Annotated in this window: 25 protein-coding genes; 8 read left to right on the top strand and 17 right to left on the bottom strand. The window is 70.7% G+C overall.

From position 1 onward, the window contains the following. The first annotated feature begins 19 nt into the window (after nt 1–19). Nucleotides 20–1,447 (top strand): pyruvate kinase, encoded by a 1,428-nt coding sequence (gene pyk, locus AB0472_RS22755; protein ID WP_366358371.1) that lies wholly within the window; start codon nt 20–22, stop codon nt 1,445–1,447. A gap of 212 nt (nt 1,448–1,659) precedes the next feature. Here the strand turns inward: pyk and AB0472_RS22760 are convergent, their stop codons facing one another. The 4 genes from AB0472_RS22760 to AB0472_RS22775 all read right to left on the bottom strand — a co-directional run bounded on the left by AB0472_RS22760 (nt 1,660) and on the right by AB0472_RS22775 (nt 6,009). Beyond that, entirely contained in the window at nt 1,660–3,027 is a 1,368-nt protein-coding gene (locus AB0472_RS22760) for a hypothetical protein (protein WP_366358373.1), read from the bottom strand. Further along, nucleotides 3,017–3,601, bottom strand: a complete 585-nt coding sequence (locus tag AB0472_RS22765; protein ID WP_366358374.1) for a DUF6114 domain-containing protein — start codon at nt 3,599–3,601, stop codon at nt 3,017–3,019. Before AB0472_RS22765 ends, AB0472_RS22760 begins: the two co-directional genes overlap by 11 nt. A 141-nt stretch (nt 3,602–3,742) precedes the next feature. Beyond that, the gene (locus AB0472_RS22770; RefSeq protein ID WP_366358376.1) at nt 3,743–4,390 is read right to left on the bottom strand and encodes a DUF6230 family protein; all 648 of its coding nucleotides are present in this window, start codon (nt 4,388–4,390) and stop codon (nt 3,743–3,745) included. A gap of 644 nt (nt 4,391–5,034) precedes the next feature. Next, nucleotides 5,035–6,009 (bottom strand): tetratricopeptide repeat protein, encoded by a 975-nt coding sequence (locus AB0472_RS22775; RefSeq protein WP_366358377.1) that lies wholly within the window; start codon nt 6,007–6,009, stop codon nt 5,035–5,037. A gap of 232 nt (nt 6,010–6,241) precedes the next feature. On the opposite strand from AB0472_RS22775, the gene AB0472_RS22780 reads away from it, so the two are divergent. Together AB0472_RS22780 and AB0472_RS22785 are read left to right on the top strand one after the other, a co-directional pair. Then, the gene (locus AB0472_RS22780) at nt 6,242–6,874 is read left to right on the top strand and encodes a TetR/AcrR family transcriptional regulator (protein ID WP_366358378.1); all 633 of its coding nucleotides are present in this window, start codon (nt 6,242–6,244) and stop codon (nt 6,872–6,874) included. Nucleotides 6,875–6,958: 84 nt separating this feature from the next. Next, nucleotides 6,959–7,681: a hypothetical protein gene (locus tag AB0472_RS22785; protein ID WP_366358380.1), complete on the top strand. Its 723-nt coding sequence runs from the start codon at nt 6,959–6,961 to the stop codon at nt 7,679–7,681. Between the two features lie 76 nt (nt 7,682–7,757). Here AB0472_RS22785 and AB0472_RS22790 read toward each other — a convergent pair whose 3' ends face one another. The 7 genes from AB0472_RS22790 to AB0472_RS22820 all read right to left on the bottom strand — a co-directional run bounded on the left by AB0472_RS22790 (nt 7,758) and on the right by AB0472_RS22820 (nt 17,696). Next, nucleotides 7,758–8,138, bottom strand: a complete 381-nt coding sequence (locus AB0472_RS22790) for a hypothetical protein (RefSeq protein WP_366358381.1) — start codon at nt 8,136–8,138, stop codon at nt 7,758–7,760. A gap of 103 nt (nt 8,139–8,241) precedes the next feature. Beyond that, the gene (locus AB0472_RS22795) at nt 8,242–10,995 is read right to left on the bottom strand and encodes a Tox-REase-5 domain-containing protein (protein WP_366358383.1); all 2,754 of its coding nucleotides are present in this window, start codon (nt 10,993–10,995) and stop codon (nt 8,242–8,244) included. 264 nt (nt 10,996–11,259) lie between these two features. Continuing rightward, on the bottom strand, nt 11,260–13,320 hold the full coding sequence (locus tag AB0472_RS22800; protein WP_366358384.1) for a hypothetical protein: 2,061 nt from the start codon (nt 13,318–13,320) through the stop codon (nt 11,260–11,262). A 386-nt stretch (nt 13,321–13,706) separates the two neighbouring features. Beyond that, complete coding sequence (locus AB0472_RS22805; protein WP_366358386.1) at nt 13,707–15,407, bottom strand: methylmalonyl-CoA mutase family protein; 1,701 nt, start codon at nt 15,405–15,407, stop codon at nt 13,707–13,709. A gap of 90 nt (nt 15,408–15,497) precedes the next feature. After that, nucleotides 15,498–15,842, bottom strand: coding sequence for a DUF3817 domain-containing protein (locus tag AB0472_RS22810; protein ID WP_362601853.1), 345 nt, complete (start codon nt 15,840–15,842; stop codon nt 15,498–15,500). Nucleotides 15,843–15,908: 66 nt separating this feature from the next. After that, nucleotides 15,909–16,418, bottom strand: a complete 510-nt coding sequence (locus AB0472_RS22815) for a MarR family transcriptional regulator (protein ID WP_366358388.1) — start codon at nt 16,416–16,418, stop codon at nt 15,909–15,911. A 54-nt stretch (nt 16,419–16,472) separates the two neighbouring features. Continuing rightward, nucleotides 16,473–17,696, bottom strand: coding sequence for an MFS transporter (locus AB0472_RS22820; RefSeq protein WP_366358390.1), 1,224 nt, complete (start codon nt 17,694–17,696; stop codon nt 16,473–16,475). A 79-nt stretch (nt 17,697–17,775) separates the two neighbouring features. On the opposite strand from AB0472_RS22820, the gene AB0472_RS22825 reads away from it, so the two are divergent. Then, the gene (locus tag AB0472_RS22825; RefSeq protein ID WP_366358392.1) at nt 17,776–18,768 is read left to right on the top strand and encodes a DUF5937 family protein; all 993 of its coding nucleotides are present in this window, start codon (nt 17,776–17,778) and stop codon (nt 18,766–18,768) included. A 133-nt stretch (nt 18,769–18,901) separates the two neighbouring features. On the opposite strand, the gene AB0472_RS22830 is transcribed toward AB0472_RS22825, so the two are convergent. The 5 genes from AB0472_RS22830 to AB0472_RS22850 all read right to left on the bottom strand — a co-directional run bounded on the left by AB0472_RS22830 (nt 18,902) and on the right by AB0472_RS22850 (nt 21,895). Further along, a complete protein-coding gene (locus tag AB0472_RS22830; RefSeq protein ID WP_366358394.1) occupies nt 18,902–19,552 on the bottom strand; it encodes a TetR/AcrR family transcriptional regulator in 651 nt (216 codons plus the stop codon). Continuing rightward, nucleotides 19,549–20,229, bottom strand: a complete 681-nt coding sequence (locus AB0472_RS22835) for a DUF4166 domain-containing protein (RefSeq protein ID WP_366358395.1) — start codon at nt 20,227–20,229, stop codon at nt 19,549–19,551. Before AB0472_RS22835 ends, AB0472_RS22830 begins: the two co-directional genes overlap by 4 nt. Then, a complete protein-coding gene (locus AB0472_RS22840) occupies nt 20,226–20,969 on the bottom strand; it encodes a hypothetical protein (protein WP_366358397.1) in 744 nt (247 codons plus the stop codon). The genes AB0472_RS22835 and AB0472_RS22840 overlap by 4 nt, the downstream gene beginning before the upstream one ends. A 291-nt stretch (nt 20,970–21,260) precedes the next feature. Next, complete coding sequence (locus AB0472_RS22845; RefSeq protein ID WP_366358399.1) at nt 21,261–21,554, bottom strand: MTH1187 family thiamine-binding protein; 294 nt, start codon at nt 21,552–21,554, stop codon at nt 21,261–21,263. Beyond that, nucleotides 21,551–21,895 (bottom strand): DUF3817 domain-containing protein, encoded by a 345-nt coding sequence (locus tag AB0472_RS22850; protein WP_366358400.1) that lies wholly within the window; start codon nt 21,893–21,895, stop codon nt 21,551–21,553. The genes AB0472_RS22845 and AB0472_RS22850 overlap by 4 nt, the downstream gene beginning before the upstream one ends. A gap of 334 nt (nt 21,896–22,229) precedes the next feature. Here AB0472_RS22850 and AB0472_RS22855 point away from each other — a divergent pair, with 334 nt between their 5' ends. From AB0472_RS22855 to AB0472_RS22870, 4 genes are all read left to right on the top strand, one after another. Then, a complete protein-coding gene (locus AB0472_RS22855; protein WP_366358677.1) occupies nt 22,230–22,862 on the top strand; it encodes an AIM24 family protein in 633 nt (210 codons plus the stop codon). A 1-nt stretch (nt 22,863) separates the two neighbouring features. Then, nucleotides 22,864–23,514 carry an AIM24 family protein gene (locus tag AB0472_RS22860; RefSeq protein WP_351494366.1) on the top strand — a complete coding sequence of 217 codons (651 nt, stop codon included), beginning with the start codon at nt 22,864–22,866 and terminating at the stop codon, nt 23,512–23,514. After that, on the top strand, nt 23,511–24,308 hold the full coding sequence (locus AB0472_RS22865; protein ID WP_366358402.1) for an AIM24 family protein: 798 nt from the start codon (nt 23,511–23,513) through the stop codon (nt 24,306–24,308). The genes AB0472_RS22860 and AB0472_RS22865 overlap by 4 nt, the downstream gene beginning before the upstream one ends. A 92-nt stretch (nt 24,309–24,400) precedes the next feature. Continuing rightward, nucleotides 24,401–24,877, top strand: a complete 477-nt coding sequence (locus AB0472_RS22870) for a MarR family transcriptional regulator (RefSeq protein WP_366358404.1) — start codon at nt 24,401–24,403, stop codon at nt 24,875–24,877. A gap of 89 nt (nt 24,878–24,966) precedes the next feature. Here AB0472_RS22870 and AB0472_RS22875 read toward each other — a convergent pair whose 3' ends face one another. Then, nucleotides 24,967–26,208 carry an MFS transporter gene (locus tag AB0472_RS22875; RefSeq protein WP_366358406.1) on the bottom strand — a complete coding sequence of 414 codons (1,242 nt, stop codon included), beginning with the start codon at nt 26,206–26,208 and terminating at the stop codon, nt 24,967–24,969. Nucleotides 26,209–26,470: the final 262 nt, after the last annotated feature.

Genomic DNA, 26,470 nt, shown 5'->3' on the forward strand with positions numbered 1-26,470 from the left:
AACCGATAGGATCGCCCCCATGCGCCGTTCGAAAATCGTCTGTACTCTCGGCCCCGCGGTCGACACCCACGAGAAGCTCGTCGCCATGATCGAGGCGGGCATGAACGTGGCCCGGTTCAATTTCAGCCACGGCTCCCACGCCGAGCACCAGGGGCGGTACGACCGCGTCCGGGCCGCCGCCAAGGAGACCGGCCGTGCCATCGGCGTCCTCGCCGACCTGCAGGGCCCGAAGATCCGTCTGGAGACCTTCGCCGAGGGACCGGTGGAGCTGGAGCGCGGTGACGAGTTCGTCATCACGACCGAGGACATCCCGGGCGACAGGACCATCTGCGGTACGACCTACAAGGGCCTGCCGGGCGACGTCTCGCGCGGCGACCAGATCCTCATCAACGACGGCAACGTCGAGCTGAAGGTCACGGAGGTCGAGGGCCCGCGGGTGCGGACGATCGTCATCGAGGGCGGTGTCGTCTCCGACCACAAGGGCATCAACCTGCCCGGCGCGGCCGTCAACGTGCCCGCGCTGTCGGAGAAGGACATCGAGGACCTCCGGTTCGCGCTGCGCATGGGCTGCGACATGGTCGCGCTCTCCTTCGTGCGGGACGCCAAGGACGTCGACGACGTGCACCGGGTGATGGACGAGGAGGGCCGCCGGGTCCCCGTCATCGCCAAGGTGGAGAAGCCGCAGGCGGTGGAGAACATGGAGGGCGTCGTGATGGCGTTCGACGCCGTCATGGTGGCCCGTGGCGACCTGGCCGTCGAGTACCCGCTCGAAAAGGTCCCCATGGTGCAGAAGCGCCTGATCGAGCTGTGCCGGCGCAACGCCAAGCCGGTGATCGTGGCGACCCAGATGATGGAGTCGATGATCACCAACTCCCGCCCGACCCGCGCCGAGGCCTCCGACGTCGCCAACGCGATCCTGGACGGCGCGGACGCGGTCATGCTCTCGGCGGAGTCCTCCGTCGGCGCCTACCCGGTCGAGACCGTGAAGACGATGTCGAAGATCGTCAAGGCGGCCGAGCACGAGCTGCTCAGCAAGGGCCTGCAGCCGCTGGTGCCGGGCAAGAAGCCGCGCACGCAGGGCGGTTCGGTGGCCCGTGCGGCCTGCGAGATCGCCGACTTCCTCGGCGGCCGCGGCCTCGTCGCCTTCACCCAGTCCGGTGACACCGCCCGCCGCCTCTCGCGCTATCGCGCGCAGCAGCCGATCGTCGCCTTCACCACCGACGAGAACACCCGCAACCAGCTCACCCTCAGCTGGGGCGTGGAGTCGCACGTGGTGCCGTTCGTGAACAGCACGGACGAAATGGTCGACATGGTCGACCAGGAGCTCGCCAAGATCAACCGCTTCAACGCGGGCGACACCGTCATCATCACGGCCGGCTCGCCCCCCGGCGTCCCGGGCACCACCAACATGCTCCGCGTCCACCACATCGGCGGCATCAACAGGTGACGCCCCCGTAAGGGGCCTTGTACGACACCGAGGGCGCTCCCTGTGGCCAGGGGGCGCCCTCGGCGCGGGGTTCGAAGGAGAAGGCGATCATCTCTCCGTCTGCTCCTGCCGGGGGAACTCCGGCGGGGCAACGGACTGGGCTGTGCCCCGCCGAGTCGGTACTCGGCGGGGCACAGCCCTCTTGCGGCTCCCGGAGGGGTCTGTGGTGGAGCTCAGCCGGTTCCGTCGGTCGTGTAGACGTGCATCCCGGGCACGTGCAGGGTGCCGCCGAACTGGGCGGCCTGGGTGACCTTGACGTTGGTGAAGTAGATCAGCGGGATGTTCAGCGGCGGCGGGTTGTCCACGTCGAACGTGATCGGGATCAGGCCGAAGAGGTTGCCGGAGATGGACTCCGTGTACATCGTCGTGGCGCCGCCGGTGATCTTGGACGTGGAACCGGGGGCCGCCTGCACGTGGTAGGTCTTGCCGATGGTCGTGTCCTTGACCGTCTGGTGCAGGTCACCGATGTCGGTGCCGCCCGAGATGACGTACTTCAGCACCTTCTTCGTCTTGCCGCCGGCCGTCCTCACCTCGACGATGCCCTGGTAGTCGGCGCTCTTCAGCGTCAGCGAGCTCGCGCTCAGGTACCAGGGGTCGTCCGCGACGGCGACCTTGTTGTCGACACCGCTCACGTCGTCGGTGGCGACCTTGCAGCCGTCGGCAGACTTGCTGGAGCTCGCGGACGGGCTCGGCAAGGCGCTGGACGTGGCGTCCCCGGCCGCCTTGGCGGCGTCCTTGGTGACCTCGCCGGCCGCCTTGGTCGCCGTGTCGGTGGTGTCCTTCACCGTGTCCGTGACCTTCTTGACGGTCTTGGACACGGTGTCGGAAGCGCTGTCCTTGCTCGACGAGGACGACGAGGAAGAGGACGACGAGTCCGAGGAGGCGGACGCCGACGGCGAGGGGGTGGCGCTCGCGGTGGAGTCCGACGAGGACGAGCCCGTCGTGCTGCCGCCGCTCAGGATGCTGCCGATCGCGTCCCCGATCGAGCCCAGCAGGCCGCCACCGCCGCTGCTCGCGGAGGCGGACGGTGACGGGGTCGCCGTGCTGCCGGAGTCCGACGAACCGGAGGACCCGGACGACCCCGAGGAACCCGAACCGCCCGAGGACGACTTGGACGCGGACGGCGTCGGCGTGGCCGCGTCGTCGGAACCTGAATCCGACGAGGACGACTTGCCCGACGACGACGTGGAGTCCTTGGCGTCGTCCGACGCGGTCGCCGACGGCGAGGCCGGGTCCGTGGCCTTGTCGCTCGCCGACGCCGAGGGCGACGCCGAGTCCAGGGCGGAGACGCAGTCCTTGTAGTCCTCGGCAAGGCTCTTCGAGGACGCCGACGACGTGCTGTTGGTGTCGGCGATCGCGAGCGAGGACGTGAAGCCGAAGCCCATGAGCACGGCCGTCGGCATCGCCACGGAAGCTATCGCCTTGCCCGCAGGCATGTGGAACCTGGTGAACAACGGCTTCTTGGGCGCCGCATGCCGCGGCCCGGTTCTCACACGGGACTCGTCCACATCAGTCCCGTGGGTCACCTCGTCAGCCGGCACTGTGCCTCCCGTTCGCCCCGTTCACCGGGCTCGTTCCTGACAGGTCGTTCTCCCCCAGCGGCGCAAGGCCCTGGGAGGCACCCCCATCGCTCACGCCGTCCGGCCCCGGGTAGTGGGCGGCCTCCTCCGGGGCGCCGTCCCCGGCCGGCGGGATCTCGCCCTCCGGCTGCGGCTTCGGGGGCGCGCCCGGAGACCAGGCCACGGCCATCGCTCCACCCACGAGGGCGAGCAGGAAGCCCATGACGAAGCCGCCGAAGTTGGACACGGGGAGGGACACCAGCGCCAGCAGGATCGCGGCGATTCCCGCGAACGTGCGGATGTGCTTCTGGTACCAGAGGCTGATGCCCAGGACGACGAGCAGCACGCCGATGATCAGGGATCCGGCACCCGCGGTGGTCGCCATCGCCACCGTGAGGTTGCCGATCTGGAGATGCGCGTACGGGAAGTACATGATCGGGAAACCGGCGAGCAGGATGTACAGACCGGCCCAGAACGGCCGCGTGCCCCGCCAGGAGCGGAACTGCAGCCTCCGGCGGGTGAACTGGCCGGATGCGGCAGGAGTCTCGGCGCTCATGGAAAACAGCTCCCTGGTGCGGCGTTGCTGTGGTGGTGATGCTGTGTGGTGCGGTGGTGGTTCCTTGTACCGCGTGTGAAGACCATGGGAAGAAGGTGGAGGGCGGGGGTGCCGTCGGCGCCCCCGCCCGTCACGGAGTGCTTAGTAGCACTCCGCTCCCTTCGTCGAGATCGACATGTGCAGACCGCTCAGCTTGAAGGTTCCGGCGGTGGTGGCCCACGCCGTCTGCTTCACGCCGGACAGCGAGGCGTGGTCCGCCTCCTGCGCGAACCCGTTCGGGTTCGTCAGGCCGGCCTTGGCCTCGTCGCTCTTGATGCCGGGACCCTTGGTCGAGCTGCCGGCCGCGACACCGATGTTGATGTTGGTGAACGTCGCGTCGGCGCTCAGGTCGTCGAGGTCGATGTACAGCTTGGTGGCCTCGACCGGCTTCTTCGCGTCGGTGCCCGCGTGCAGGATCAGGCTGACGTTCCCGAAGATCGGGACGTTCGGCGTGACCACGGACTGGCACAGGTTGGTGATGGTCGCGCTGTTGAACGCGGAGACCGCCACCGGGTGGATCGTCTTGTCACCGGCGAGGGTGACACCCGAGTCCACGGCGCCGTACTGAACGAAGCCGTCACCTTCGAGCGAGTCGGCCGTGACCTTGAACTGCTGGCCCGACACACTGAACGACGCGGCGAGAGCACCCTGCGCGAGGGCGACACCTATACACGCCGTGGCGGCGACGCTGGGCACCATGACCACAGCGAACCGCTTCCATCTGGTCCCGCCACGCACCTGGGACTCCATATTTCCTCCTTCTCGGACGTACATCTCCTGGCCCGGTATCGCCCCCAACGGCGGCTCGGCCGGGCAGGGATGGGAGAAGTGCTACGTCCTCGGAAGGGGAGCGCCCGCACTCGGAGGCACGAACGCACCTCGATCACCGGCGATCACCCCCGAGCGACAACCACTGGTCGCGCCTGACACGCATCACGCACAACCCTGCTGGACAGGCTTCGCGGTGAGGCGAAGACCCCCCTGCCCAAGAGCCGGCGCCACTGCCGCCGACTCTGCTCGGTGGGGACCCAGATGAACCCGCGGCCCGACCGGCTGTCGGGGTACGGGAATGGACCGAGCGTCGCCGATCGTGGTGCATTCTCGCCGCCCGCACAAGGGGCTTCGTTACTCGGTAGTAACGGGCGGATAACCGAGGGACGACCCACCGGTCTCGGAGTGCGACTCTGGGTGGCATCGAGGGGCAGAGCAAAACAGTTGATCGATGGATGAAACCAGACAGACCAACAGCCCTGATTTACTCCGAGTAACAGCGGCCGCCATTACCAAGATTTGGTAAAGAGCGGCCGCCGGGGTCCCGTCTGGGCAAATCTTTCACTCGGGCATCACAGGACGTGACGTTTAGCGACTGGTCAGCCCTGTGTTCAGATCGTTGTCTAGAACAGCGCGCGCGCCAACGCCCTGCGCGCTCCCACCACCCGCGGGTCGTCGGTGCCCACGACCTCGAAGAGCTCAAGAAGCCGCCGTCGTACGGCATCCCGGTCGTCGCCGGCCGTCCGCTGCACGGTCTCGATCAGCCGCCCGAAGGCGTCCTCGACATGCCCGCCCACCAGATCCAGGTCGGCGGCCGCGATCTGCGCCCCCGCGTCGGCCGGCTTCTCGGCCGCGTCCCGGCGCACCTGCTGCGGGTCCATCCCCTGCACCCGCTGGAGCAACTCGGCCTGCGCGAGCCCCAGCTTGGCCTCGCTGTTGGCCGGGTCGTCGCTCAGCACGTTCCTGTACGCCTGGACCGCACCGCCGAAGTCACCCGCGTCCAGCGCCTGGACGGCCGCCTCCAACAGTGCGTCGTGCGGGCCCGCGGGCGCCGCGGCGGGCTCGGTCCGGGCACCCGGCTCCGCGTCGGGGTCGACGACGAGACCGGTCAGGCCGAACCGCTCCTCGGCGACCTGCACCAGCTGGTCCAGCGTCCCGCGGATCTGCTCCTCGCCGGCCGCGCCCTGGAAGAGCGGCAGCGCCTGCCCGGCGACGACGGCGAACACCGCGGGGATCCCCTGGACCCCGAACTGCTGCATCAGCATCTGGTTGGCGTCGACGTCGATCTTCGCCAGCAGGAAGCGGCCGTCGTACTCGACGGCGAGGCGTTCAAGGACCGGGCTCAGCTGCTTGCAGGGCTGACACCACTCGGCCCAGAAGTCGATGACGACGGGGACTTCGGCGGACCGCTGCAGGACATCGCGCTCGAAGCCGGCTTCGTCGACGTCGATGACCAGATCGGCCGGGGACACGGCACCGGCACCACCCTGCCGGGCCGCTTCGGCGCGCGTCTGCTCGGCCTTGGCCTTGGCCTCCTGGGCCGCCTTGACCGCGGCGAGGTCGACGACGCCGCTCATGGACATGTTCCGTGGCTGCATGCGTCTATCCTCCCCCGTTCCCGCGCGTGTGTGAAAAGCGTTGTGAAAGCCGGGCCGAACCTGTGTGCGTCGGCGGCGCCGGGTCCCCACCCCACGCCATGGTCATCGCCCGTGCGGTCGGTCACGAGCTTTCGCTACGACCCGTAGCGTAATGCCATCCGGGAGCCGCGCGACACCACTTTCCGGTGATCTCCCTCACGGCATCACACGAACCGCCGGTTATGGTCGTGGGATGCAGAGCCGCACCCCCGCCGGACGTACCGGCCGCCCGCGCAGCGCCGCCGCGGACACGGCGATCCTGGCGGCGACGCGGCAGGCACTGGTCGAACTGGGCTGGTCCAAGCTCACCCTGGGAGACGTGGCCACGCGGGCCGGGGTTGCAAAAACGACCCTCTACCGCCGCTGGGCGGGCAAGAACGAGCTCGTCGTCGACGCGGTGGCGGAACTCTTCGACGAACTCGAACTCCCCGACCGCGGCAGCCTGGCGAGCGACATCGAGGGCGTCGTGCTCCAGTTCGCGGCGATCCTGGACCGCCCGGAGGCCCGCAGCGGCCTGATGGCGGCGGTCGCCGAGTCGACCCGGGACGACGCCCTGCGGGAACGTATCCGCGCGTCCATCGTGGACCGCCAGAAGCGGCTGGTGGTGGAGGGCAGGGAACGCGCCCAACGGCGTGGCGAACTCCCCGAGCAGACCGACCCGTGCGAGGCGGACCGCACCGCCGACCTCATTTTCGACGTGGTGGCGGGCTCGGTGGTCCACCGCGCCCTGGTGAGCGGCAAACCTGCGGACGAGGAGTGGGTGCGCGGCCTGACGAGGGTTCTGCTGCTGGGCCTGGCGGGCGCGGCAGGCGACGCCGAACCGTAATACTAGAAACTCCTTTGCGGTCCTTTTGTAAAAGTAGGATCCTTTTCGTCTGTGCCTCAGCCGTGCGAAACGCCAGGAATGAGTATGGGATTGCGAAGGGCCCTTCCGGTCGCCGCCGCGCTTCCGGCCCTCCTTGTGATATCCGCGTGCAGCAGCGATTCCGGTGACTCGGCCGACAAAAAGGCCGCCGCCACCGCGAAAGCGACGTCAAGCGCGGAGGCGGAGGCCGCCGCCGAGGCGAAGAAGATCGGCGCGCTGGATCCGCAGTCCCTGAAGCAGGCGACGCTCACCGGCAAGAGCACGGGATTCGATTTCAAGCAGGTGTCCAAGGCGGACACCGAGGCGGGCCGGGACATGAAGGCCGACAAGAGCGAGTGCCAGCCGCTCGCGAGTCTGGCCGGTGGCTACACCCACATCGAGGCGGTGAGCACCGAACACCGCTCCCTGGAACCTACGGACGCCTCGAACGCCACCGTCGGCTCGATGTGGCTGTCCTCCCACTCGGAGAAGAACGCGAAGCTGGTGATGTCGGACCTGCGGACGTCCTTGCAGAAGTGCCCCAAGGGCTTCAAGACCCTCGGTCTCACCTACACGGACGTGAAGCGGCTCAAGGATCCCGGCCTCGGCGACGAGGCTGTCAGTTACGGCATCACGAACGTGGTCGCCAAGCAGTCCCTGCGGATGACGTACACGGTGGTCCGCAAGGGCGGGGTGGTCGCCACGTTCTACGGGGTGAACATGCTGGCGCCCGGCAAGAGCGCCATGCCGGAGACGACGATCAAGGCCCAGCTGGCGCAACTGGGCTGATCTCGACCGGAGCGACCGCCTCCGGCCGAGGGAGTGTCTTGATGACGGTCCGGCCCGCCCAGCGGGCCGGACCCGATCACGCGTCGAGCGCGCCCTGAATGGCCGGTCCGGTCATCTGGATGATCACGGCCGCCTCCTGCAGACCCTCTGGCAGGTTGGCGCGCTGCCCTTCGCCACTCACCAGAACGCCGTCCGGCAGCATGAGCACGGCGTCGAGACGGTCGGCTAGTTCGGCGACGACGTCCAGGATCCCTCCCGGCGGAAAGCGGTTGACGCTGATGCCGTCGGCACTCACGTTCACCTCCGCCTCGCCTCCGTCGGCCGCCCGGATCAGCATCTCCCCGGAGCCCTCCACAGCGTTCACGGCATAGGGGGCCAGAACTTCCAGGGTCACCCGTTCGTCCAGCGCTTCCGGCTCACCGTCGACAAATCGGTGCAGGGAAATACCGTAGCCCATGGTGCATGTCCTTTCACTTTCTCATTACGTGCCGGATGCCGGATGGTGACCGCCCTTCCCATTCCAGGAGGACGATCACCATCCATTCTTGGTCCGACGCCGATTACGGCGTGTGTACGACCGTGATACTGGTGATATTCAAATCAGCCAGCATGGCGCGGAACGCGGTGACTGCCTTGACCTCGGAACAGTGCCAGACGATCGGTATATGGTGCGCCTCGTACGCCTTGTTCTGCCTGACGGCTTCCTCGGCGGCGCTCTTGTACCAGGTGTAGAACTTACCCGTCTTGGGATCGATGAGCCCGAGATACCCGTACTTGGCGTCGAGCAGGGTTCCGTTCTTGAACCCGTCGAACTTCACCCATCCCGACGGTGTGTCCGCGGTGAGCCGGTACACGATTCCCTTGGGAGCCCCGGTTATCCGCATCTGGTAGGCCAAGGGCGCCGGCTTCATGGCCTCGTTCTCGGCCTTCCACTCGCCCGGCCCCGTGAGGTCCACCCAACAGCTGCCGACGGCAGCCACGCGCATGACGGTCCTCGGGCAGGCCGCCGCGAGCTCCTCGAACGCGTTGACGGTGTTCTCGAGCCGTGCCAGGGTCGCGGGATCGACGTGATCCAGGGCTTTCAGGGCGTTGAACGCGTCCCGAACCCCCACTCCCGTCTGCAACGCCGCGTCCAGGGCCCGGATGCCCTCGAGGACCTTGGCGACCGCCTTGCCGGGAATGAAGTTGGACGCGGCCCAGGCACAACCGCTGACACTGCCGTGCCGACAGTCGATGAAGTCCTGGACCAGGATCTGCTTGCCGACCTCCACATAGGTCTTGAGCAGCCCCTCGAGGATGTCCAGCTGCGTGAAGGTCCTGGTGATGTCCTTCTTCAGACCCGTGAGCGGCTCCGAGTCCAGGAACATCGTGTCTTGTGCAGGGCACCCAGATTCGGTGGCCGGAACGTCGGGGTTGAGGCACACGTAGAAGTCGACCGTGACATCGAAGGTGTACGTGAACGTGACGGTGCAGCTCGTGCCGAAGCCGGGTGGGATCTCACAGGGCTTGTCCTGCTGGACATCGGTCACCTTCAAGGTGTCCTCGTCCATGACATAGAACGTGCCGCCGCCGAGTCCCTCGACCAACCCGTCGGTGACCTGCTGGTTGGCAGAGGCACGTTCAGTGCGGTCCGCGGCCGCAGCGGCCTCCTCCGCGTACTCCTGCGCGTGCTCCGCGGCCGTTTCGGCGGCGGTGGCGTCCTCGTCCGCCTGTACGGCGTCCGAATGAGCCTGCTCGGCGAAGCCGTCCGCCTCCTTCGCGGCGGTACGGGCACTCGCGGCGTCCTTCTCCGCCTCGTCGGCAGCGGAGTCCGCGGCATTCGCCGCGCTCCGGGCCTCGTTGGCCGCGAAGGTGGAGTAGAAGGCGTCCTCGCCAGCGGCTGCCGCGTACTGCGCAGACGCGGCATCGGACTTCTTCGCCTGCTCGGCGTACCCGTTCGCCTCGGTGGCCGAGGCAAGGGCGCGCATTGCCGCCTGCTGGGCCCGCACGGTGTCCGCCGCCGCGTCGGCCGCCGCCTGGGTGGCCAGCTTGGCGTCGGCCGCAGCATGGTCCGCGAGAGCCTGCGCCTCGGTCGCCGCCTGCCCGGCCGCCTCGGCCTTCGCCTCCTCCGCCGCCGCCTGCTGTTCGGCGATGGGCTTGGCCAGCTGACCGGACAGGACGGCAAAGGCTGCTGACGCGTCCGTCTGTTGATACGAACTGCCCAGCGCGATCGCGTCGTTAGCTGGCCGGACGACGGCCGTCGCCGCGTCCCGGGCGGCCTCCGCCGCGTTGCCCGCGGCCAGGGCATGCCCCGCGGTGTCGGCCGCGGACTTCGCCGTGGCGGCGGCAGAACTGCGCGCGGCCCGTGCGAAGGTCTGCGCCTGAGCCGCAGCGGCCTCCGCGGTGGCGGCCTGCTCCTGCGCTTCGGCCGCGTCCCGCGACGCAGCCTTCGCCTCGTCGATCGCCTCCGCCGCGGCCGCGTGCGCGGTCTGCGCGGCCGAAAAGGCGTCCCAATAGGCCGACCAGGCCGCCTTGGACGATGCCTCCGCCCGGGTCGCGGCACCATCGGCACGCGTCGCGGCGGCACGGGCATTGCTGGCTGCCGTGGTCGCCTCGTCCGCGGCGTTGTGCGCCGCGATCGCGGCGTCCGCCGCGGTGTCCGCCGCGGCCCATGCCTCATCAGCCGCGGCCCGTGCCGACTCGGCGGCGTCCGTTCCCTCGGCCGCCTGGGCTGCCGCTTCCAGGGAGGCGGCCCGGGCTTCCAGAGCCTTTTGGGCCTGCTCGGCGTCGTATGCCTTGTTACGTGCGATACGAGCGCCTTCCTCGGCCTTCTCAGCCGCTTGGCGCTTGTCCGAGGCGGTGTCGGCCGCCGAGGAAGCGGTGGAGGCCGCGGATTCCGCGGTGTCCCGCTCGGACTGGGCACGTTGCTCCGCCGCGTGCGCCTTGCCTCGCTCGTTTGCCGCGACGACCTGCTGGGCCACTGCTTCAGCCCGGGCCACCTCGGCCTTCGCGCGCTCGGTCTCCGCGGTGGCGGCCGCCGCCTTGGCGTCAGCCTCCGCCTGTGCGGCGGTCGCCGCTGCCTTCTTCGCAGTGGCGACGTGCTCGGCGGCCGACGTGGCCAGGGCCTCGGCGGAGTCGGCCGCGGCCTTGGCCTGGCCAGCCGCTTCCTGAGCGGCGACCCGCTGGAACTCGGTCTCCAGCGCGTGCGCCTCGGTCTGTGCCAGCGCCAACAACGCCGCGGAGTTCTCAACCGTGGCGTTGGCTGCCTGCAGCGTGGTCTGTGTCGCCTTGGCCGCCGCTTGGGCCGCCGCGCCCGACGCACGGGCCACCTGCACCGACTGCTGGGCGTAGCTCAGACCCCGGCCCCGACGCAGGGAGGACGCGTCGGCGATGTCGTACGCCTGCTGCTGTGGCGGCGGTCTGTACGGCCGCTGCCGCCTCCGGGGCCGCGGCGGCGGCCTCCTCGCCGGCCTTCTTGGCCAGGTCGGTGGCGTTCTCCGAAGCGGTGGCGGCGTTGCCGGCGCGGGTGGCGGCGTCCTGAGCGGCGTCCAGAGCCTTGGCTGCCGCGACATGCGCGGACGCGGCGGCACCGGTCGCCTTCAGGTACGAGGACCACGCGCCCTCGGCGTCGGCCTGGGCCCGTTCGGCGGCGCCTTCCGCCTTGGTGGCCGCGGACCGGGCGGTGACGGCGGCGGCTCTCGCCTCGTCAGCAGCGGTCTGCGCGGCGGTCGCGGCGGTGGCAGCGGCGGTCGCAGCGGTGCGGGCCTGGTCGGCCGCGGTACGGGTCTCGCCCGCGGCGGCGCTGCCCGCGGCTGCCGCGGCGGCTGCTTCCAGGGCGGCGGCGCGGGCGGCCGTAGCCTGCTCCTTCTCCTTGGCGGCCGCGGCGGTCCTGCGGGCGGCGGCTGCCGCCGCGGCCTTCGCGTCGGCGGCCTTGCGCTTGTCCTTCGCGGTGGCGGCGGCCGTGTCGGCTGCCGTCTTGGCGTTGTCCGCGGCCGTCTTCCTCGTCGCGGCCTCGGTCTCGGACACCTGGGCCTTGGCCCGCTCGTCGGCGGCGCTGACCCGGGAGGCCACGGCGGTGGCGTGCTCCAACTCTGCCTCGGCGCGCTGCGTCTGGGCGGCGGCCGCGGCGTCGTGCGCGGTGCCGTTCTTCGTCTCGGCGGTGGCCTGGGCGGCCTTGGCGTCGGCTGCGCTGTCGGCGGCGGCCTCCGCCTCGGCGTCCGCGGTGTCGGCGGCGGCCTCTTGGCCTGGGCGGCGGCCTCCTGCGCGGCGATCCGGCGGAACTCGGTGTTCACCGCGTGCGACTGGGTCTGTGCCTTGGCCAGTAGGGTGTCGCTGTCTGCGACGGTGGCGTTCGCGGCCTCCAGCGCGGTCCGGGTCGCCTTGGCGGCTGCTTCGGCGGCGGCGCCGGAAGCGCGGGCGACCTGCACCGACTGCTGGGCGTACATCAGGCCGCGGCCGCGCGGCACGTTGTCCGTGTCGGCGATGGCCCAGGCGGTCTGCTGGGCGGTCGAGGCCTTGGTGGCGGCCTCGGCGGCCTTGCCAGCCTCCGTCTCGGCGGAGGTCACCAGGGCGGCGACGTTGTCGCGGGCCTCGGCCAGGTCGGCATCGGCCTGGTCGTAGAGGGCCTGGTCGGGCTTGTTGAGGGAGTCGGGGTCGGCCGCGAGCTTGTCCTGCCAGTACTTGCGCCAGGTCAGGATCTGCTCGGCGAGCCAGGCCTGGCCGATGGCCTCGATCATGTCATCCGTGGCCGCACGGGTGGCGGTGGCGGCGTCGGCCTCCGCCTTGATGATGGTGGAGCGCGGGGCGGCCTGGGCGGCGTACTCAGTCTCCCACTCGGCCATCGCGGTCAGCACCGGGCCGTTGAGCACCCGGCGGATGTCGACCGGGTTCTGGGAGTCGCACTGGGCCCAGGCCTGCTTGAGGTCCTCGACGAGCACGCGGTACTCGGCGGTGCCCTCGGCGGGTGCCTGGGTCAGTAAGCCGCTGTGCTTCAGATAGGACGCGATGTCGCTGGCCGTCGTGGAGCGGGAGTACCGGGTCTCCTTGACCTCGGTGTCCCGGAGCATGTCGGCGGCGGCGAAGTCGTTCCAGGAGTCCTTGCCGTTGTTCTCCTCGGTGATCTCCCTGGCCCGGGCGACCGCCTCGGCGCTGGCGTTGCTGTGTCCGTCCCATCCGAGGCGCCCGGCCAGTTCCTCCTGTGTGAACAGGGTGAACTGGCGGACGTCCGCGTCGAACGCCGGCGCGTGCCACTGCATGTCGTCGCTGGCGTACGCCGACTGCACATAGGGCTTGTTGGCTGCTTCGAGCGCGTCGGTGCGGGCGTTGGAGGCGTCGCGGTAGTCGAGCGAGGCCTCCTTGTCGGTGTCCCCGGCCTGCCCCAGCGGGCCGAAACCGATCCAGCCGACGTCACCGACCACGTCACGCAGCTGGGCGGCGGTGCCGCTCAGGCCTTCTACGGCCTTGGCCTTCATGTTGGCGCCGCCGTAGTGCAGCGCCACCCCGGCCAGACAGCGGTCGAGCCGCACGGTCTCGCCGACGCTGCTGCGGTAGTACCCGGTGTCCTCTTCGGTGCTGTCCGCCTTGGCCGGCGTGGCCTGGACCAGGCCCGCCATCACGGCGGCGGCGGTGACGAGGGCCGTACCGCTGACGCCTCTCGCCACCAGGGTGTCGTATGCGCCGTCGGCGTCTGCCGACGTCTCTGAACAGTGCCATACAGGGCTGCCTGTCAATCTCTTCGGACTTCGGCAGCCCCGGTCATGCGCATGCCAGATGAGGCATACGTCAGACCTGCGACACACCCCCCGTGCGGCATGCGTCGACGATGGCCCCCCACGAGCCGACGCCGCCGCTTACGCCCCCGACGCTCTCACGCCGCCCCCCCTTTACAGGAAGGTCAAAGAATCTTCATCAAGATCCCAAAGATGACCAAGGAAGGGAAAATCAGACACGCACTTGACCATCTCTTTACCTTGATCGCGAAACGTCGGCCCCCCCATCCGTACGTGGGACGGCGGGGCCGTCCGGGAGCCCCGCCGCCAGGGAGCCCCTAGAACCCCGCCGGCTCCGTGTACACCCCCCACTCGTCCCGCAGCACCCCGCAGATCTCGCCCAGGGTCGCCTCGGCCCGTACCGCCTCCAGCATCGGCTCGATCATGTTGGCCCCGCCCCGGGCGGCGGCCAGCATCGCGTCCAGGGCGGCACGCACCGCGCCCTCGTCCCGCGCCGCGCGGCGTGCGCTCAGCACCCGTACCTGTTCCCGCTCGACCTCGTGCGAGACACGGAGGATCTCCAGGTCGCCGGTGACCGACCCGGTGTGCACGTTGACGCCGACGACCCGCTTGTCGCCCTTCTCCAGTGCCTGCTGGTACTGGAAGGCGGACTCGGCGATCTCGCCGGTGAACCAGCCGTCCTCGATCCCGCGCAGGATGCCCGAGGTGACCGGCCCGATCGGGTGCCGCCCGTCCGGATGGGCGCGCAGCCCGCGCTCCTTGATCTGGTCGAAGATCTTCTCGGCGTCGGCCTCGATCCGGTCGGTGAGCTGCTCGATGTACCAGGAACCGCCCAGCGGGTCCGCCACGTTGGCGACGCCGGTCTCCTCCATGAGCACCTGCTGGGTGCGCAGCGCGATCTCCGCGGCCTGCTCGCTGGGCAGCGCCAGGGTCTCGTCCAGGGCGTTGGTGTGCAGCGAGTTGGTGCCGCCGAGCACCGCCGCCAGCGCCTCCACGGCCGTCCGCACCACGTTGTTGTACGGCTGCTGGGCGGTCAGCGAGACACCGGCGGTCTGGGTGTGGAAGCGCAGCCACTGCGCCTTCTCGGACCGGGAGCCGTAGACGTCCCGCATCCACCGGGCCCAGATCCGGCGCGCGGCACGGAACTTGGCGATCTCCTCGAAGAAGTCGACGTGCGCGTCGAAGAAGAAGGAGAGCCCGGGGGCGAAGACGTCCACGTCGAGGCCGCGGGAGAGTCCCAGTTCGACGTACCCGAAGCCGTCCGCGAGCGTGTAGGCCAGCTCCTGAGCGGCCGTCGCGCCCGCCTCGCGGATGTGGTAGCCGGAGACGGAGAGCGGCTTGTACGCGGGGATGCCGGCGGCGCAGTACTCCATCAGGTCGCCGATCAGCCGCAGATGGGGTTCGGGCTGGAACAGCCACTCCTTCTGGGCGATGTACTCCTTGAAGATGTCGGTCTGGAGCGTGCCGTTGAGGACCGACGGGTCGACGCCCTGCCGTTCGGCGGCGACGAGGTACATGCAGAAGACGGGCACGGCGGGCCCGCTGATCGTCATGGACGTCGTGACGTCGCCGAGGGGGATGTCCTTGAAGAGGACCTCCATGTCGGCGGCGGAGTCGATGGCGACCCCGCAGTGCCCGACCTCGCCCAGCGAGCGCCCGTCGTCCGAGTCCCGGCCCATGAGGGTCGGCATGTCGAAGGCCACGGAGAGACCGCCGCCGCCGTTGGCGAGGATCATCTTGTAGCGCTCGTTGGTCTGCTCGGCGTTGCCGAACCCGGCGAACTGGCGGATGGTCCAGGTCCGCCCGCGGTAGCCGGTCGGATACAGGCCGCGCGTGAAGGGGTACTCCCCCGGCCAGCCGATCCGCTCGAATCCCTCGTAGGTGTCCCCCGGTCGGGGCCCGTACACCGGCTCCACGGAGTCCCCGGAGAGCGTGGTGAAGTCTGCGTCCCGCTTGCGGGCCGCGTCGTAACGGGCCTGCCAGCGTCGGCGGCCCTCCTCGATGGCGTCAGCGTCCATGCTTCGAATTTACTAGGACGTCCTAATAAATGTCGATGGGAAACCGCCGCACGGGTGTCCGTACGGCGGTACCGCCCGGGGGCCCGGGGTCTAGGCCTGGACCTTCGCGGCCACCGGAGAGCCCTCGGTGACCTTGGCGTCCAGCTCGCGGGTGACCTTGCGCTCCACGAAGAAGGCCGCGGTCGGGACGGTGCCCGCCAGCAGCACCCACAGCTGCTTGCCGACCGGCCACTTCGCCTTGGAGCCCAGGTCGAAGGCGAAGACCAGGTAGACGACGTAGAGCCAGCCGTGCGCGATGGCGACGACGCGCGTGACGTCGGCCGCGCCGTCGATGTCCAGCCCGTACTTGGCGATCATGCTCAGGCACAGCAGCACCAGCAGCACACCGGTGACGTAGGCCAGGACGCGGTAGCGGGTCAGCACGCTCTTTTTCATGGGGACGAGCGTAACCACCCGTTCCGGGAGATCTTGTCCCGGGTCACTCCTGTGCGCGGGGCGGATTCAGTCCTCGTCGAAGTCGTTCGCCGCGACCCGCAGCGGCCGCAGCATCGCGAAGATCTCCCCGCACTCCTCGGCGTCGTACGCCCCGAGCCCGAAGTCCATCGCCATCAGGTCGCGGGTGGCCGCCTCCACGACCTCGCGGCCCTTCTCGGTGATCGTGGCGAGCGTGCCGCGTCCGTCGTTGGGGTTGGGCCGCTTGTCGACCAGACCGGACCTCACCAGCCGGTCCACGGTGTTCGTGACCGAGGTCGGGTGCACCATCAGCCGCTCACCGATCTTCGACATCGGCAGCTCGCCGGCCTTGGAGAAGGTGAGCAGCACCAGCGCCTCGTAGCGCGCGAACGTGAGCCCGTACGGCTTGACCACCGCGTCGACCTCGGCCAGCAGGATCTGCTGGGCCCGCATGATCGACGTGATCGCGGCCATCGACGGGACGCTTCCCCAACGCTGCTTCCAGAGGTCGTCGGCACGGGCGATGGGGTCGAAGGGGAGACTGAGAGGCTTGGGCACGGCATCGACCCTACCGGCCGGTCATATAGCGGTCAGCCCCGTCTCGGCTTTCGGTCACCTCCCCGCCCGGTCCCCTCCGGCGGGGCGGGCCGGGGACCGCCGGGCCGCCGCCGCCAGGCCGCAGCAGCACACCACCCCCACCACCCCGGCGCCGGCCACGGCCGCCCGCACGCCCACGGCCTCCGCCGCCAGTCCCGCCACCGTCATGCCGACCCCCTGCAGGGTCATCAGCCCGGCGCTGAGCACGGTCATGGCCCGGCCGCGCAGCTCCTCGGGCACGGCCCGCACGAACCGCTGGTCGAGGCCCAGCGTGTACGCCGACCCGGCCCCCGCCACCAGCAGGAGGAGCAGCGAGAGGACGAGGGACGGGTGCAGGGCGTACCCCAGGTACGGCAGCAGGGTGAGGCAGACCAGCGGGAGGGCGATCCGCTCCCGGGCGGCGGGGCCGAGCCGGGCGCCCGCGTACAGCTCCCCGGCGACGGTGCCGACCGGCAGCGCGCACATCAGCAGACCGAGCCCCGGGGATCCGGCGCCGAGCGCGTCGGCGTAGGGGGCGGCGAGCGCCTCGGGGACGACGGCGAACATCGCCGGGACCCAGAAGAGGAGGAGCAGCAGGCGCACCCGCCGGTCGGCGAGCAGCTGCCGGGTGCCGCCGCGCTCCCGGGTCTGTGCGCGGGCGGGGCGGCGCCGGGTGCCGAGGCGGAGCAGCGCGGCCGAGGCGAGGAAGGTGGCGACGGTGATCAGCAGGGCGTGCCGCGGGGTGAGGACGGCGAGAAGCAGTCCGCCGAGGCCGTAGCCGACCAGCAGGGCGCTCTGCGCGACGATCCGCAGCAGGGAGCGGCCGAGCACGAACAGGTCGCTGCCGCCGAGGATGTCGGAGAGGGTCGCCATCCGGGTGCCGGCGAACACCGGCGAGACGACGGCGAGGGCGCAGCGCAGCCCGAGCAGCACCCCGATACCGGTGCCGGGGACCGCCATCACCGCGACGCACCCCGCGCACACCAGGTCGCACACCACGAGCACCCGGCGGGCCGGGAACCGGTCGGCGACCGGGGCCAGCAGGGTGCCGCCGACCAGGTAGGGCAGAAAGCCCAGCGCGAAGGTCAGGGCGCTGAGCAGGGGTGATCCCGTGAGGTCGTAGACCAGCACGGACAGCGCGATCTCGCTGACGATCACGCCGAGCATGGACAGCACGTGGGCGGCGAAGACGGCACGGAACTCGGGTACGGCGAGGACCCGGCCGTAGCCGGCGGTTCCCCGAAGGGCAGGCGCGGACATGGAGGGCAGCCTGCCCGGGCTGCGGCCCACCGCTTAGAGTTTCGGCACCTGCCGAATCTTCTCCCCGAACGGTCCCGCCATGCCCTCCCAGTTCCACTTCGACGAGGACGACTTCCTGCGGTGCCGGTTCGCCGTGTCGCCGCTGTGGGAGACGCAGGAGGCGGTGCGCACGCTGCGGCGGCCGGACCGGCACGGCTACCACGCACCCTGGCTGCGGCGGATCAGGGAGGTGGCGGCCGGTCTCGACCTGACCCCGCTGTGGCTGCTGATGCCCCGGCGCGGCTACTCGCCCGACTGGCTGGTGACACCGCCGACGGGTCCGGCCGCCGCCGCCGAGGAGGAGCTGGCGGCCCTGCGGGCGGTGGACCCGGAGACGGCCCGGGTGGACACCGCACGCTCGCTCGCGGACACGCCGGGCGCGCTGGAGTCGGCGACCGGGCGGGCGTGGCTGGCCGATCCGGCGCGCCTGGTCCGCGAGGTGACGGGCGCGCTGGAGGAGGCGTGGCGGGCTCTGGTGGCCCCCGACTGGCCGCGGCTGCGCGCCCTGCTGGAGGCGGACATCGCCTTCCACTCCCGGCGGCTGGCGGAGGTCGGCCTGGGCGGGCTGCTGCCGGAGATCCACCACCGGTTCGGCTGGCGGTCCGGGACGCTGACCGTGGCCACACCCGGCGGCGCGTACGAACGGCGGCTGGGCGGGCAGGGCCTGGTCCTGATGCCGAGCGTCTTCACCTGGCCGGACGTGGTCAGCACCTTCGAGCCGCCGGCCCGGCCCACGCTGGTCTACCCGGCCCGGGGCATCGGCGGCCTGTGGACCGACCCGGCCGAGGCGACGCCGGACGCGCTGGTACGACTGCTGGGGCGGGGCCGCGCCGCGGTCCTGGCCGCCCTCGCCGAACCGGCCACCACCACCGCCCTCGCCCACCGGCTGCGCCTCGCCCCCTCCTCGGTCTCCGCGCACCTGACGGCCCTGCGCGACGCGGGCCTGCTGACCTCACGCCGCTACGGCCACCAGGTCCTGTACGAGCGGACCCCGCTGGGCATCGCACTGGCGTCGGGACCGCGACGCCCCTAGGGCCCGTCAGCGCCCCGAAAGGGGCGCTGGGGGTCCCCGGCCGAAGGCCGGGGGAGGAACTGCGCGACCAGCCACGCCGGCGCCGCGGACGACAAACGGCCAACGGCACATCGCCGCACTTCCGGTGGGGCGCCTACGTACGGCCGGCCCGCCGCAGATGGTGCCGGACCGCACGCTGCGCCACCGGGCCGAGTTCGTCCAGCGCGGCGACCATCGCGCCGAGTTGTTCCAGGGCGTCCAGGGCCGCGTGGGCGCCGGCCGTGTCGACGCCCTCGTACAGCTCGATGCCGACGAAGGACGCGGCGACCGCGCGGGCGAGCCCGGCAGGGTCGGCGAACTCGCCGAACGGGGTGGTCGCGAGGACCCGGACGAGCACCTCCTCCATCTCGGCGATCCACAGGTCGAGCCCGGCCGCCGTGGCGGGCCCGAGCGTCTCGTGGGTCTGGGCGCCGGCCAGCAGCTGGCCGAGCAGGGCGACATGGCCGCCCGCGCGCGCCTCGTCGTGGATCTGCCGCCCCACGGTCAGGAGTTCGGAGAGCGAGCAGACCTCGGCGAGGCGGGGACGGAAGCGGGCGACGGCCTGTTCGGCGCCGTACCGGCAGGCGGCGGCGAGGAGTTCGTCCACGGATCCGAAGTGGTAGAAGACCAGCGCCTGGTTGACTCCGGCAGCCGCCGCCACGGTACGGGCCGAGGTCTTGGCGATCCCCTGCTCGGTGAGCGTCCGCAGCGCGCCCTCCAGGAGCTTGTTCTTGGTCTCCAGGGATTTGGCGGTCTCCGGGCTCACCCGCGCGACTCCTCACGGACCGGCCGCAACCCCGGCCGTACCCCGCGGCCGTCGATGCCGGTGTACGACGCCGCGAAGGAGCCCCGGTAGCCGAAGAGCGGCCCGAAGTACCTGTTCACGACCCGCACCCGGACCCGGAAGCGGCCGGCCCGGTCGTCGTAGGACTCGCGCACCTCGGCGGTGGCGCCGACGAGTTCGGGGACCCGGACGTCCACCGGGCCCTCCCTGAAACGGTGTTCGCCGGAGCGGATCAGCAGGGAGCCGTCGGCCCCGGCACGGAAGTGCAGTTCGCTGGCGAGGTGCTGGTGGGTGCCGAGGTAGTCGAGGATGCGGTCGCCCTTGGGGCTGAGCACCATCTGGGCGTCGAAGCGGCGGGGGCGGCCGGGCAGGTCGAAGGTGCGCACGAAGGTCACCGTCTCACGGCCGTAGCCGTCCGCGTAGGGCACATTCTCGATCTTGAAGGGCACGTTCCGGGCGGCCTTCGGCACCAGGATGTTGCGGGTGGCGCCGAGCGCCAGGAACGGCTTCACGAACGCCGGCCCGTGCCAGATGCGCTCCATCACGCCGTGGCCGGTGCAGGCCTCGCCGCTCTCCAGGCCGACCGAGAAGCGCCGCTGGAGCTGCGGGTGCAGCCGCTCGAAGTCCGGGCCCATGACCGTGCGGAACATCGAGGTCACGACTGCTTCTCCAGGGTGTGCAGGACGCGCGGGGCGGTGACCTTCGCCGACGGGGTGCGCCGGCAGCGGCGGGCGGCGGGGGTGGTCGCGAGCGGGGCCGCGAAGAGGGCCAGCGAGAGCACGACCACGAGAAGGAGCGGGACCAGGAAGGCGACGGCTGGCGAGAGGGCGGCGAGGACCGGGCCCCGGTCCAGGCCGGCCGCGCAGCCGGCGACCGTCAGGGCGCGGGCCGCCAGTTCGGCCAGCCAGTTCCGCCGGGACCGCTCCGGGGTGATCCCGCGTTCCAGCCACAGCCGCAGCCGGTCGAAGGACCAGGCGGTCGCCCAGCCCATCAGCGGGCGGAACACCAGCCGGTCGGCGACCGCGCCGACGGCACCCCAGCGGGGCCGGTAGTCGTAGCCGGTGAGGAAGCGGACGCCGTCGCCGACCGGGATGTAGCGCCAGTAGCCGCTGCCCTCGGCGAGCAGCGAGAGCGGGTGCGGGGAGGTGAAACGCAGGGCCGAGGTGCGGGTGCCGTCGGGGCGCTCCTTCTCCCCCGCCGAGACGCCGGTGCCGGCGATCGTCAGGAACGGGAGCACGCGGGTGGCGTAGCGGAAGCGCTGCGGCTCGCCCGCCGCGCGCGGCAGGTGGGCGATCTCGGTGAACCGCAGGTCCCAACGCTGGTGCCGGGCCGGGTCCTGGGTGCGGGCCCACAGCTCGTCGAGGTCGGCCCTGATGTGCGCCTCTATGTAGAGACCCATTGGTGGTGTACCCCCGTCACCCGGTCCTTCGGGGGTTTTTGAGCGACCGCTCAACCCCTCCGGCGATGACGGTACCGGGTTTTGAGCGACCGCTCAATCGCCGGGCACGAGAAAACCCCGGCCGCGAGGGGCCGGGGTCTCCTTGCGCCTTGCCGCTTCCGGCTTGCTGCTTGTGGCTTGCTGCTTGTGGCTTGCTGCTTGTGGCTTGCGCCTTGCTGCTGGTGCCTGGCTTGCTGTGCGCCTGACTGGCCGGCGCCCGGCTTGCTCGCGCCTGGCTCTCTGGCGTTACGGCTACTGGGCGAGGTGCCGCTCGACCGTTGCCACCTTGCTGGTGAGTCCGTCGGTGACGCCGGGGCGGATGTCCGCCTTGAGGACCAGGGAGACGCGCGGGGCGCGCGCCTCCACGGCGGCGACGGCGCGCCTGACGACGTCCATCACCTCGTCCCACTCGCCCTCGATCGAGGTGAACATGGCGTCGGTGCGGTTGGGCAGCCCGGACTCGCGGACCACCCGGACGGCGTCGGCGACGTACTCCCCGACCTCCTCGCCGACACCGAGCGGCGTGACGGAGAAAGCGACGATCATGCGTTCACGACCCCTTCCTTGCGGGCGCGGGCCGCGATGACCTCGTCCTCGGCGGCGCGCTTGAGCTTGCGCTCGGCGAAGAAGCCGCCGGTCGGCAGGACGGAGAGGACGAAGTAGAAGAGGCCGGTCTTCAGGGACCACTTGGTGCGGTTCCAGGCGTCGGCCCAGAAGATCACGTAAAGGATGAACAGGACACCGTGGATCGCCCCCATCACGGGCACCGCGTTGAAGTCCGTGGTCCGCTTGAGCACCGAGCAGACGAGAAGGATCAGGAAGGAAACGGCCTCCGGAGCGGAGACCAGGCGCAGGCGGCGGATGGCGGTGGCGGTCTTGATGTCCACGAGTCACCTTCGGTGGGAGAGACGTCCACTCTTTGTGAACGCGAGCACAAACGTTCTGCCATTGTGGCAAAGAGGCGGCACGGACCCGGCGTGGGGGTGGCAGGCCCGGCCGCGTGACGGAGGGGGCGCCGTGGACCAGCTGCTGCACGACGACGAGAGGTCGGCGCGCCGCCGTGGTCCACCGTCGGCCTCACGGCGGGAACGGCCGTGATACGCGTCCCCGGTGGGCGGCCGCACCGCTGACGGCCGCTCCCCTAGGGGACGGATCGGGGGTGATGTCCACCCGTGGGACCTGTCGCCGCAGTCCGCCTGCGACTACCTTCGCAGCGTGGCGATGTTCCGACTCCAGGGCAGCAAGGTGCTCGCCGTCGAGATGACCGGGGACGCCGTGAAGGCGAAGAACGGCTCGATGGTCGCGTACGACGGGCAGATGGCGTTCAAGAAGCTGAGCGGCGGCGGCGAGGGGCTGCGCGGGATGGTGACCCGGCGGCTCACCGGTGAGCAGATGACGGTGATGGAGGTGAAGGGGCACGGGACGTGCTGGTTCGCGGACCGGGCGTCCGAGATCAACCTGGTCGGCCTCCAGGGCGACAAGCTGTACGTCGAGTCCAGCAACCTGCTCGCGACCGACGCGGGCCTGCGCACCGGCACGACGTTCACCGGGCTGCGCGGCGCCTCCCAGGGCAACGGCCTGTTCACCACGACGGTCGAGGGCCACGGCCAGGCGGCGATCATGTCGGACGGCCCGGCGGTGGTGCTCAGGGTCGGCCCGCAGTACCCGCTGACCGTCGACCCGGGCGCCTACATCGCCCACCAGGGCAACCTCCGCCAGTCCTTCCAGTCGGGTGTGACCTTCCGCACGTTCCTGGGCGAGGGCGGTGGGGAGGCCTTCCAGATCCGTTTCGAGGGGGACGGCCTGGTGTACGTGCAGCCGAGCGAGCGCAACACGATCGCGGGGGACGTCTGACATGGCCCTGCGCGAGGTGAACTCCAAGATGGTCGAGGCGACCGTGGTACCCGGGCAGCGGCTGTTCAGCCAGCGCGGTGCGATGCTCGCCTACAAGGGCGAGGTGTCCTTCACACCCAACATCCAGGGCGGCCAGGGCGGGCTGATGTCGATGCTCGGCCGCCGGGTCGCCGGCGAGGCGACCCCCCTGATGACCGTCGAGGGCAGCGGCACGGTCTTCTTCGGGCACGGCGGCCACCACGTCCACGTCATCACCCTCACCGGCGACACCCTCTACGTCGAGGCGGACCGGCTGCTCGCCTTCGAGGGCACGCTGCAGCAGGGGACGATGTTCATGGGTTCCCAGGGCGGCGTGATGGGCATGGTGCGCGGCCAGGTCACCGGCCAGGGCCTGTTCACCACCACCCTCAAGGGCCACGGGGCGGTCGCCGTGATGGCCCACGGCGGGGTCTTCGAGATCCCGGTCACCCCGCAGCGCCCGGTCCACGTCGATCCCCAGGCCTACGTCGCCCACCACGGCGACGTGCGCAACAAGCTGTCGTCCGCGCTCGGCTGGCGGGAGATGGTGGGCCGCGGCTCCGGCGAGGCGTTCCAGCTGGAGCTCAGCGGCAACGGCATGGTGTACGTGCAGGCGTCGGAGGAGAAGCTGTGAGCGGATACGGAGCGGCCGGCCCGGTCGTGTACGACCCCATGACCCTCCCCGTCGACGACAACGTCAACAAGTACACCTTCTGCGTGGAGCTCAAGAGCAGCCAGTGGTTCCTGCAGAAGGGGAAGATGATCGCCTACTACGGCTCGATCGACTTCAACGGCATCGGACACGGCCGTTTGGACCGACTTGTCCGCACGTCTTTCCATTCGCCTCTGCACGCGAGCGACTGGGTGGTGGCGGAGGGTTCGGGCAGGATACTCCTCGCCGACCGGGCGTTCGATGTGAACTCGTACGACCTGGACGACGGCAACCTGACCATTCGCTCCGGCAACCTGCTCGCTTTTCAGCCAAGTCTCGCACTGAAGCAATCGATCGTTCCCGGTTTTCTGACCCTTATCGGAACCGGAAAGTTTGTGGCGGCGTCCAACGGTCCGGTGGTGTTCATGGAACCCCCCATCCGGGTGGACCCGCAGGCGCTGGTGGGGTGGGCCGACTGCCCCTCTCCGTGCCACCACTACGACCATGGGTACATGACCGGCGTACTGGGCGGTCTACGTGCACTGACGGGCCTCGGCGGGGCCTCCGGAGAGGAGCATCAGTTCGAGTTCGTAGGGGCGGGTACGGTCCTGCTCCAGTCCACCGAGACCCTGATGGCCGAGCAGGCCGCGGGAGCGGTTCCGCACGAGCCCGGAGTGCCCGGCGGAGGCGCCCCCTCCACAGGTCGTCCACAACAACCGGGGGCACCGCGCCTTCCCGGACAGCTGGGGGACCTCCAGCGTCGCTTCGGGCTGTGAGCGGTAGTCTGCGGAGTGTGACATCGAACGCGTGCGCACAGTCACACCACCCTCACTAGTTCGCCTTTCAACATTTTAGGTAGACTTCATTCATGGAGACCGAGACGGCCACGCGCTGGCTGACCGATGCGGAGCAGTGCGCCTGGCGCACCCACCTGGAGGTCAACAGGCTGTTGACGTACCAGCTCGAAAAGGACCTGCAGCCGTTCGGCCTGACAATGAACGACTACGAGATCCTGGTGAACCTGTCCGAGTCGGAGGACGACCGGATGCGGATGAGCGACCTCGCCTCCGCCACCCTCCAGTCCAAGAGTCGGCTGTCCCACCAGATCACCCGCATGGAGAACGCGAACCTGGTCCGCCGCGAGAACTGCGAGTCCGACCGCCGCGGGCTGTTCGCCGTCCTCACCGAGCACGGTATGGAGACGATGAAGAAGGTGGCGCCACATCATGTCGCCTCCGTGCGACGGCACTTCATCGACCTGCTGTCGCCGGAGGCACTCATGGAGCTGGACAAGGGCCTGAAGCCCATCGCGGAACACCTCCGGGGGCAGCGCGGGCGTCCGTGACGACAGACAGCACCTGAAAGCGGCGGACGGGGGTTCAGGTCCCGTCCGCCGCTCGCTGCGTGATGGGTCCGGGGCGCCGGAGCGTCCCGTCAGCGGCGCGCGGAACCGCGCGGCCGGCCTCCGGTGGGCCGCGGCCGGAGGGCGGCCCGCACGCCCACGGCGGACACGACCGCGACGCCCCCGGCGAGCGCGAAGCAGACCGTCACCGGCAGCCGCCCGACCAGCAGTCCTGCCACCACAGAACCTCCTGAGCTGCCGGCGTTGACGGCCGCGTTCACCCAGGCCCCGGCCCGCGTCCGCTCCCCCTCCGCCGCCGTCTCGTCGGCCAGCAGGTACGCCGTCGTGAGGGTGGGCGCCACGAACGCCCCCGCGGCCGCCATGGCCCCGGCCAGCGCCCACACCCCCGGCGCGAGCCCGGCAGCCGAGAGGACCGCGCCCAGCCCCACCGCCAGCCACGCCAGCCGCTCCCCGGCCGGGCGACGCCACTCCACCGCCCCGTTGAGCAGCCCGCCCACCGCACTGCCCGCCGAGAGCGCGGCCAGCACCCAGGGGACCGCCGCCTCGCCGTAGGACCGTCGCGCGGTGAACGCCATCACCAGCAGGTCGGCCGCGCTCAGCGCGAGGCCGAGGCCGACGGCCGCGATCACCGGGGCCGCGGGGAAACGGCCTGGCCGCCGGCCCGGCTCCCGCTTCGGCGGCACCACACCCCGCACCGCGGGCGAGGCCACGAACAGCCCTGTGCCGCCCAGCATCAGCACCGCGCTCAGCAGCACCCCGGCCGGCGGCGGGCCGAACCGGAGCAGCAGGCCCACCAGCACAGGCCCGGACACGAACAGCAGTTCCTCGGCGACCCCGTCCAGGCTGTACGCGCGCCGCAGCAGCGCCGGGTCGTCGGCCAGGCGGCCCCACACCGCCCGCATGGTCGGGCCCAGCGGCGGGGCGCAGCAGCCCGTGAGCGCGGCGGCCGCGGCCAGCACCGCAGCGGGAGCGCCGGGGCGCCAGGCCAGGGCGGCGAGGGCGCAGAGCAGGACGCTGTAGACCGCCGCCATCGGCGGCAGGGCACGCCGCGGACCGAAGCGGTCCACCAGCGTCGCCCGGACCGGCAGCAGGAGAACCGTCGCGCCGCCGAACAGGGCCATCACCGCCCCGGACACGGCGTACGAGCCGGTCGCCCGGGTGACCGACAGCAGCACGGACAGCGAGACCGTGCCGTAGGAGAGACGGGCCGCCAGGGCGGCGAAGAAGGTACGACGGGCGTGCGGAAGACCCAGGACGGCGGCGTACGACGGCCGCCGGGCAGCCGAAGGCCGCACCGAAGTAAACACGGACATGAGTGAGTTCCTCGATCAGAGGCGGAAGAGGGAACACCTGTGCGCCACGGCACGACGTACACACATGCCGATGGCGGCGCCGGGCGCGCTCTACGCCAAGGAGAGGAACATGCCGATCAAGGTAGCAGCACACGCTGCCGCATGCGGACACTTACCGGCACCTACGAGGCACCGCCTGTGTCCCCCGTGGCTGAGAACTGTCACGAGCGCCCGCAGCTGTGTGGCCGCGACCAGCCCCCACCGACGCACACCCGACGCACCT

This window comes from Streptomyces sp. NPDC086777, from assembly GCF_040702065.1.
Classification (GTDB): domain Bacteria; phylum Actinomycetota; class Actinomycetes; order Streptomycetales; family Streptomycetaceae; genus Streptomyces.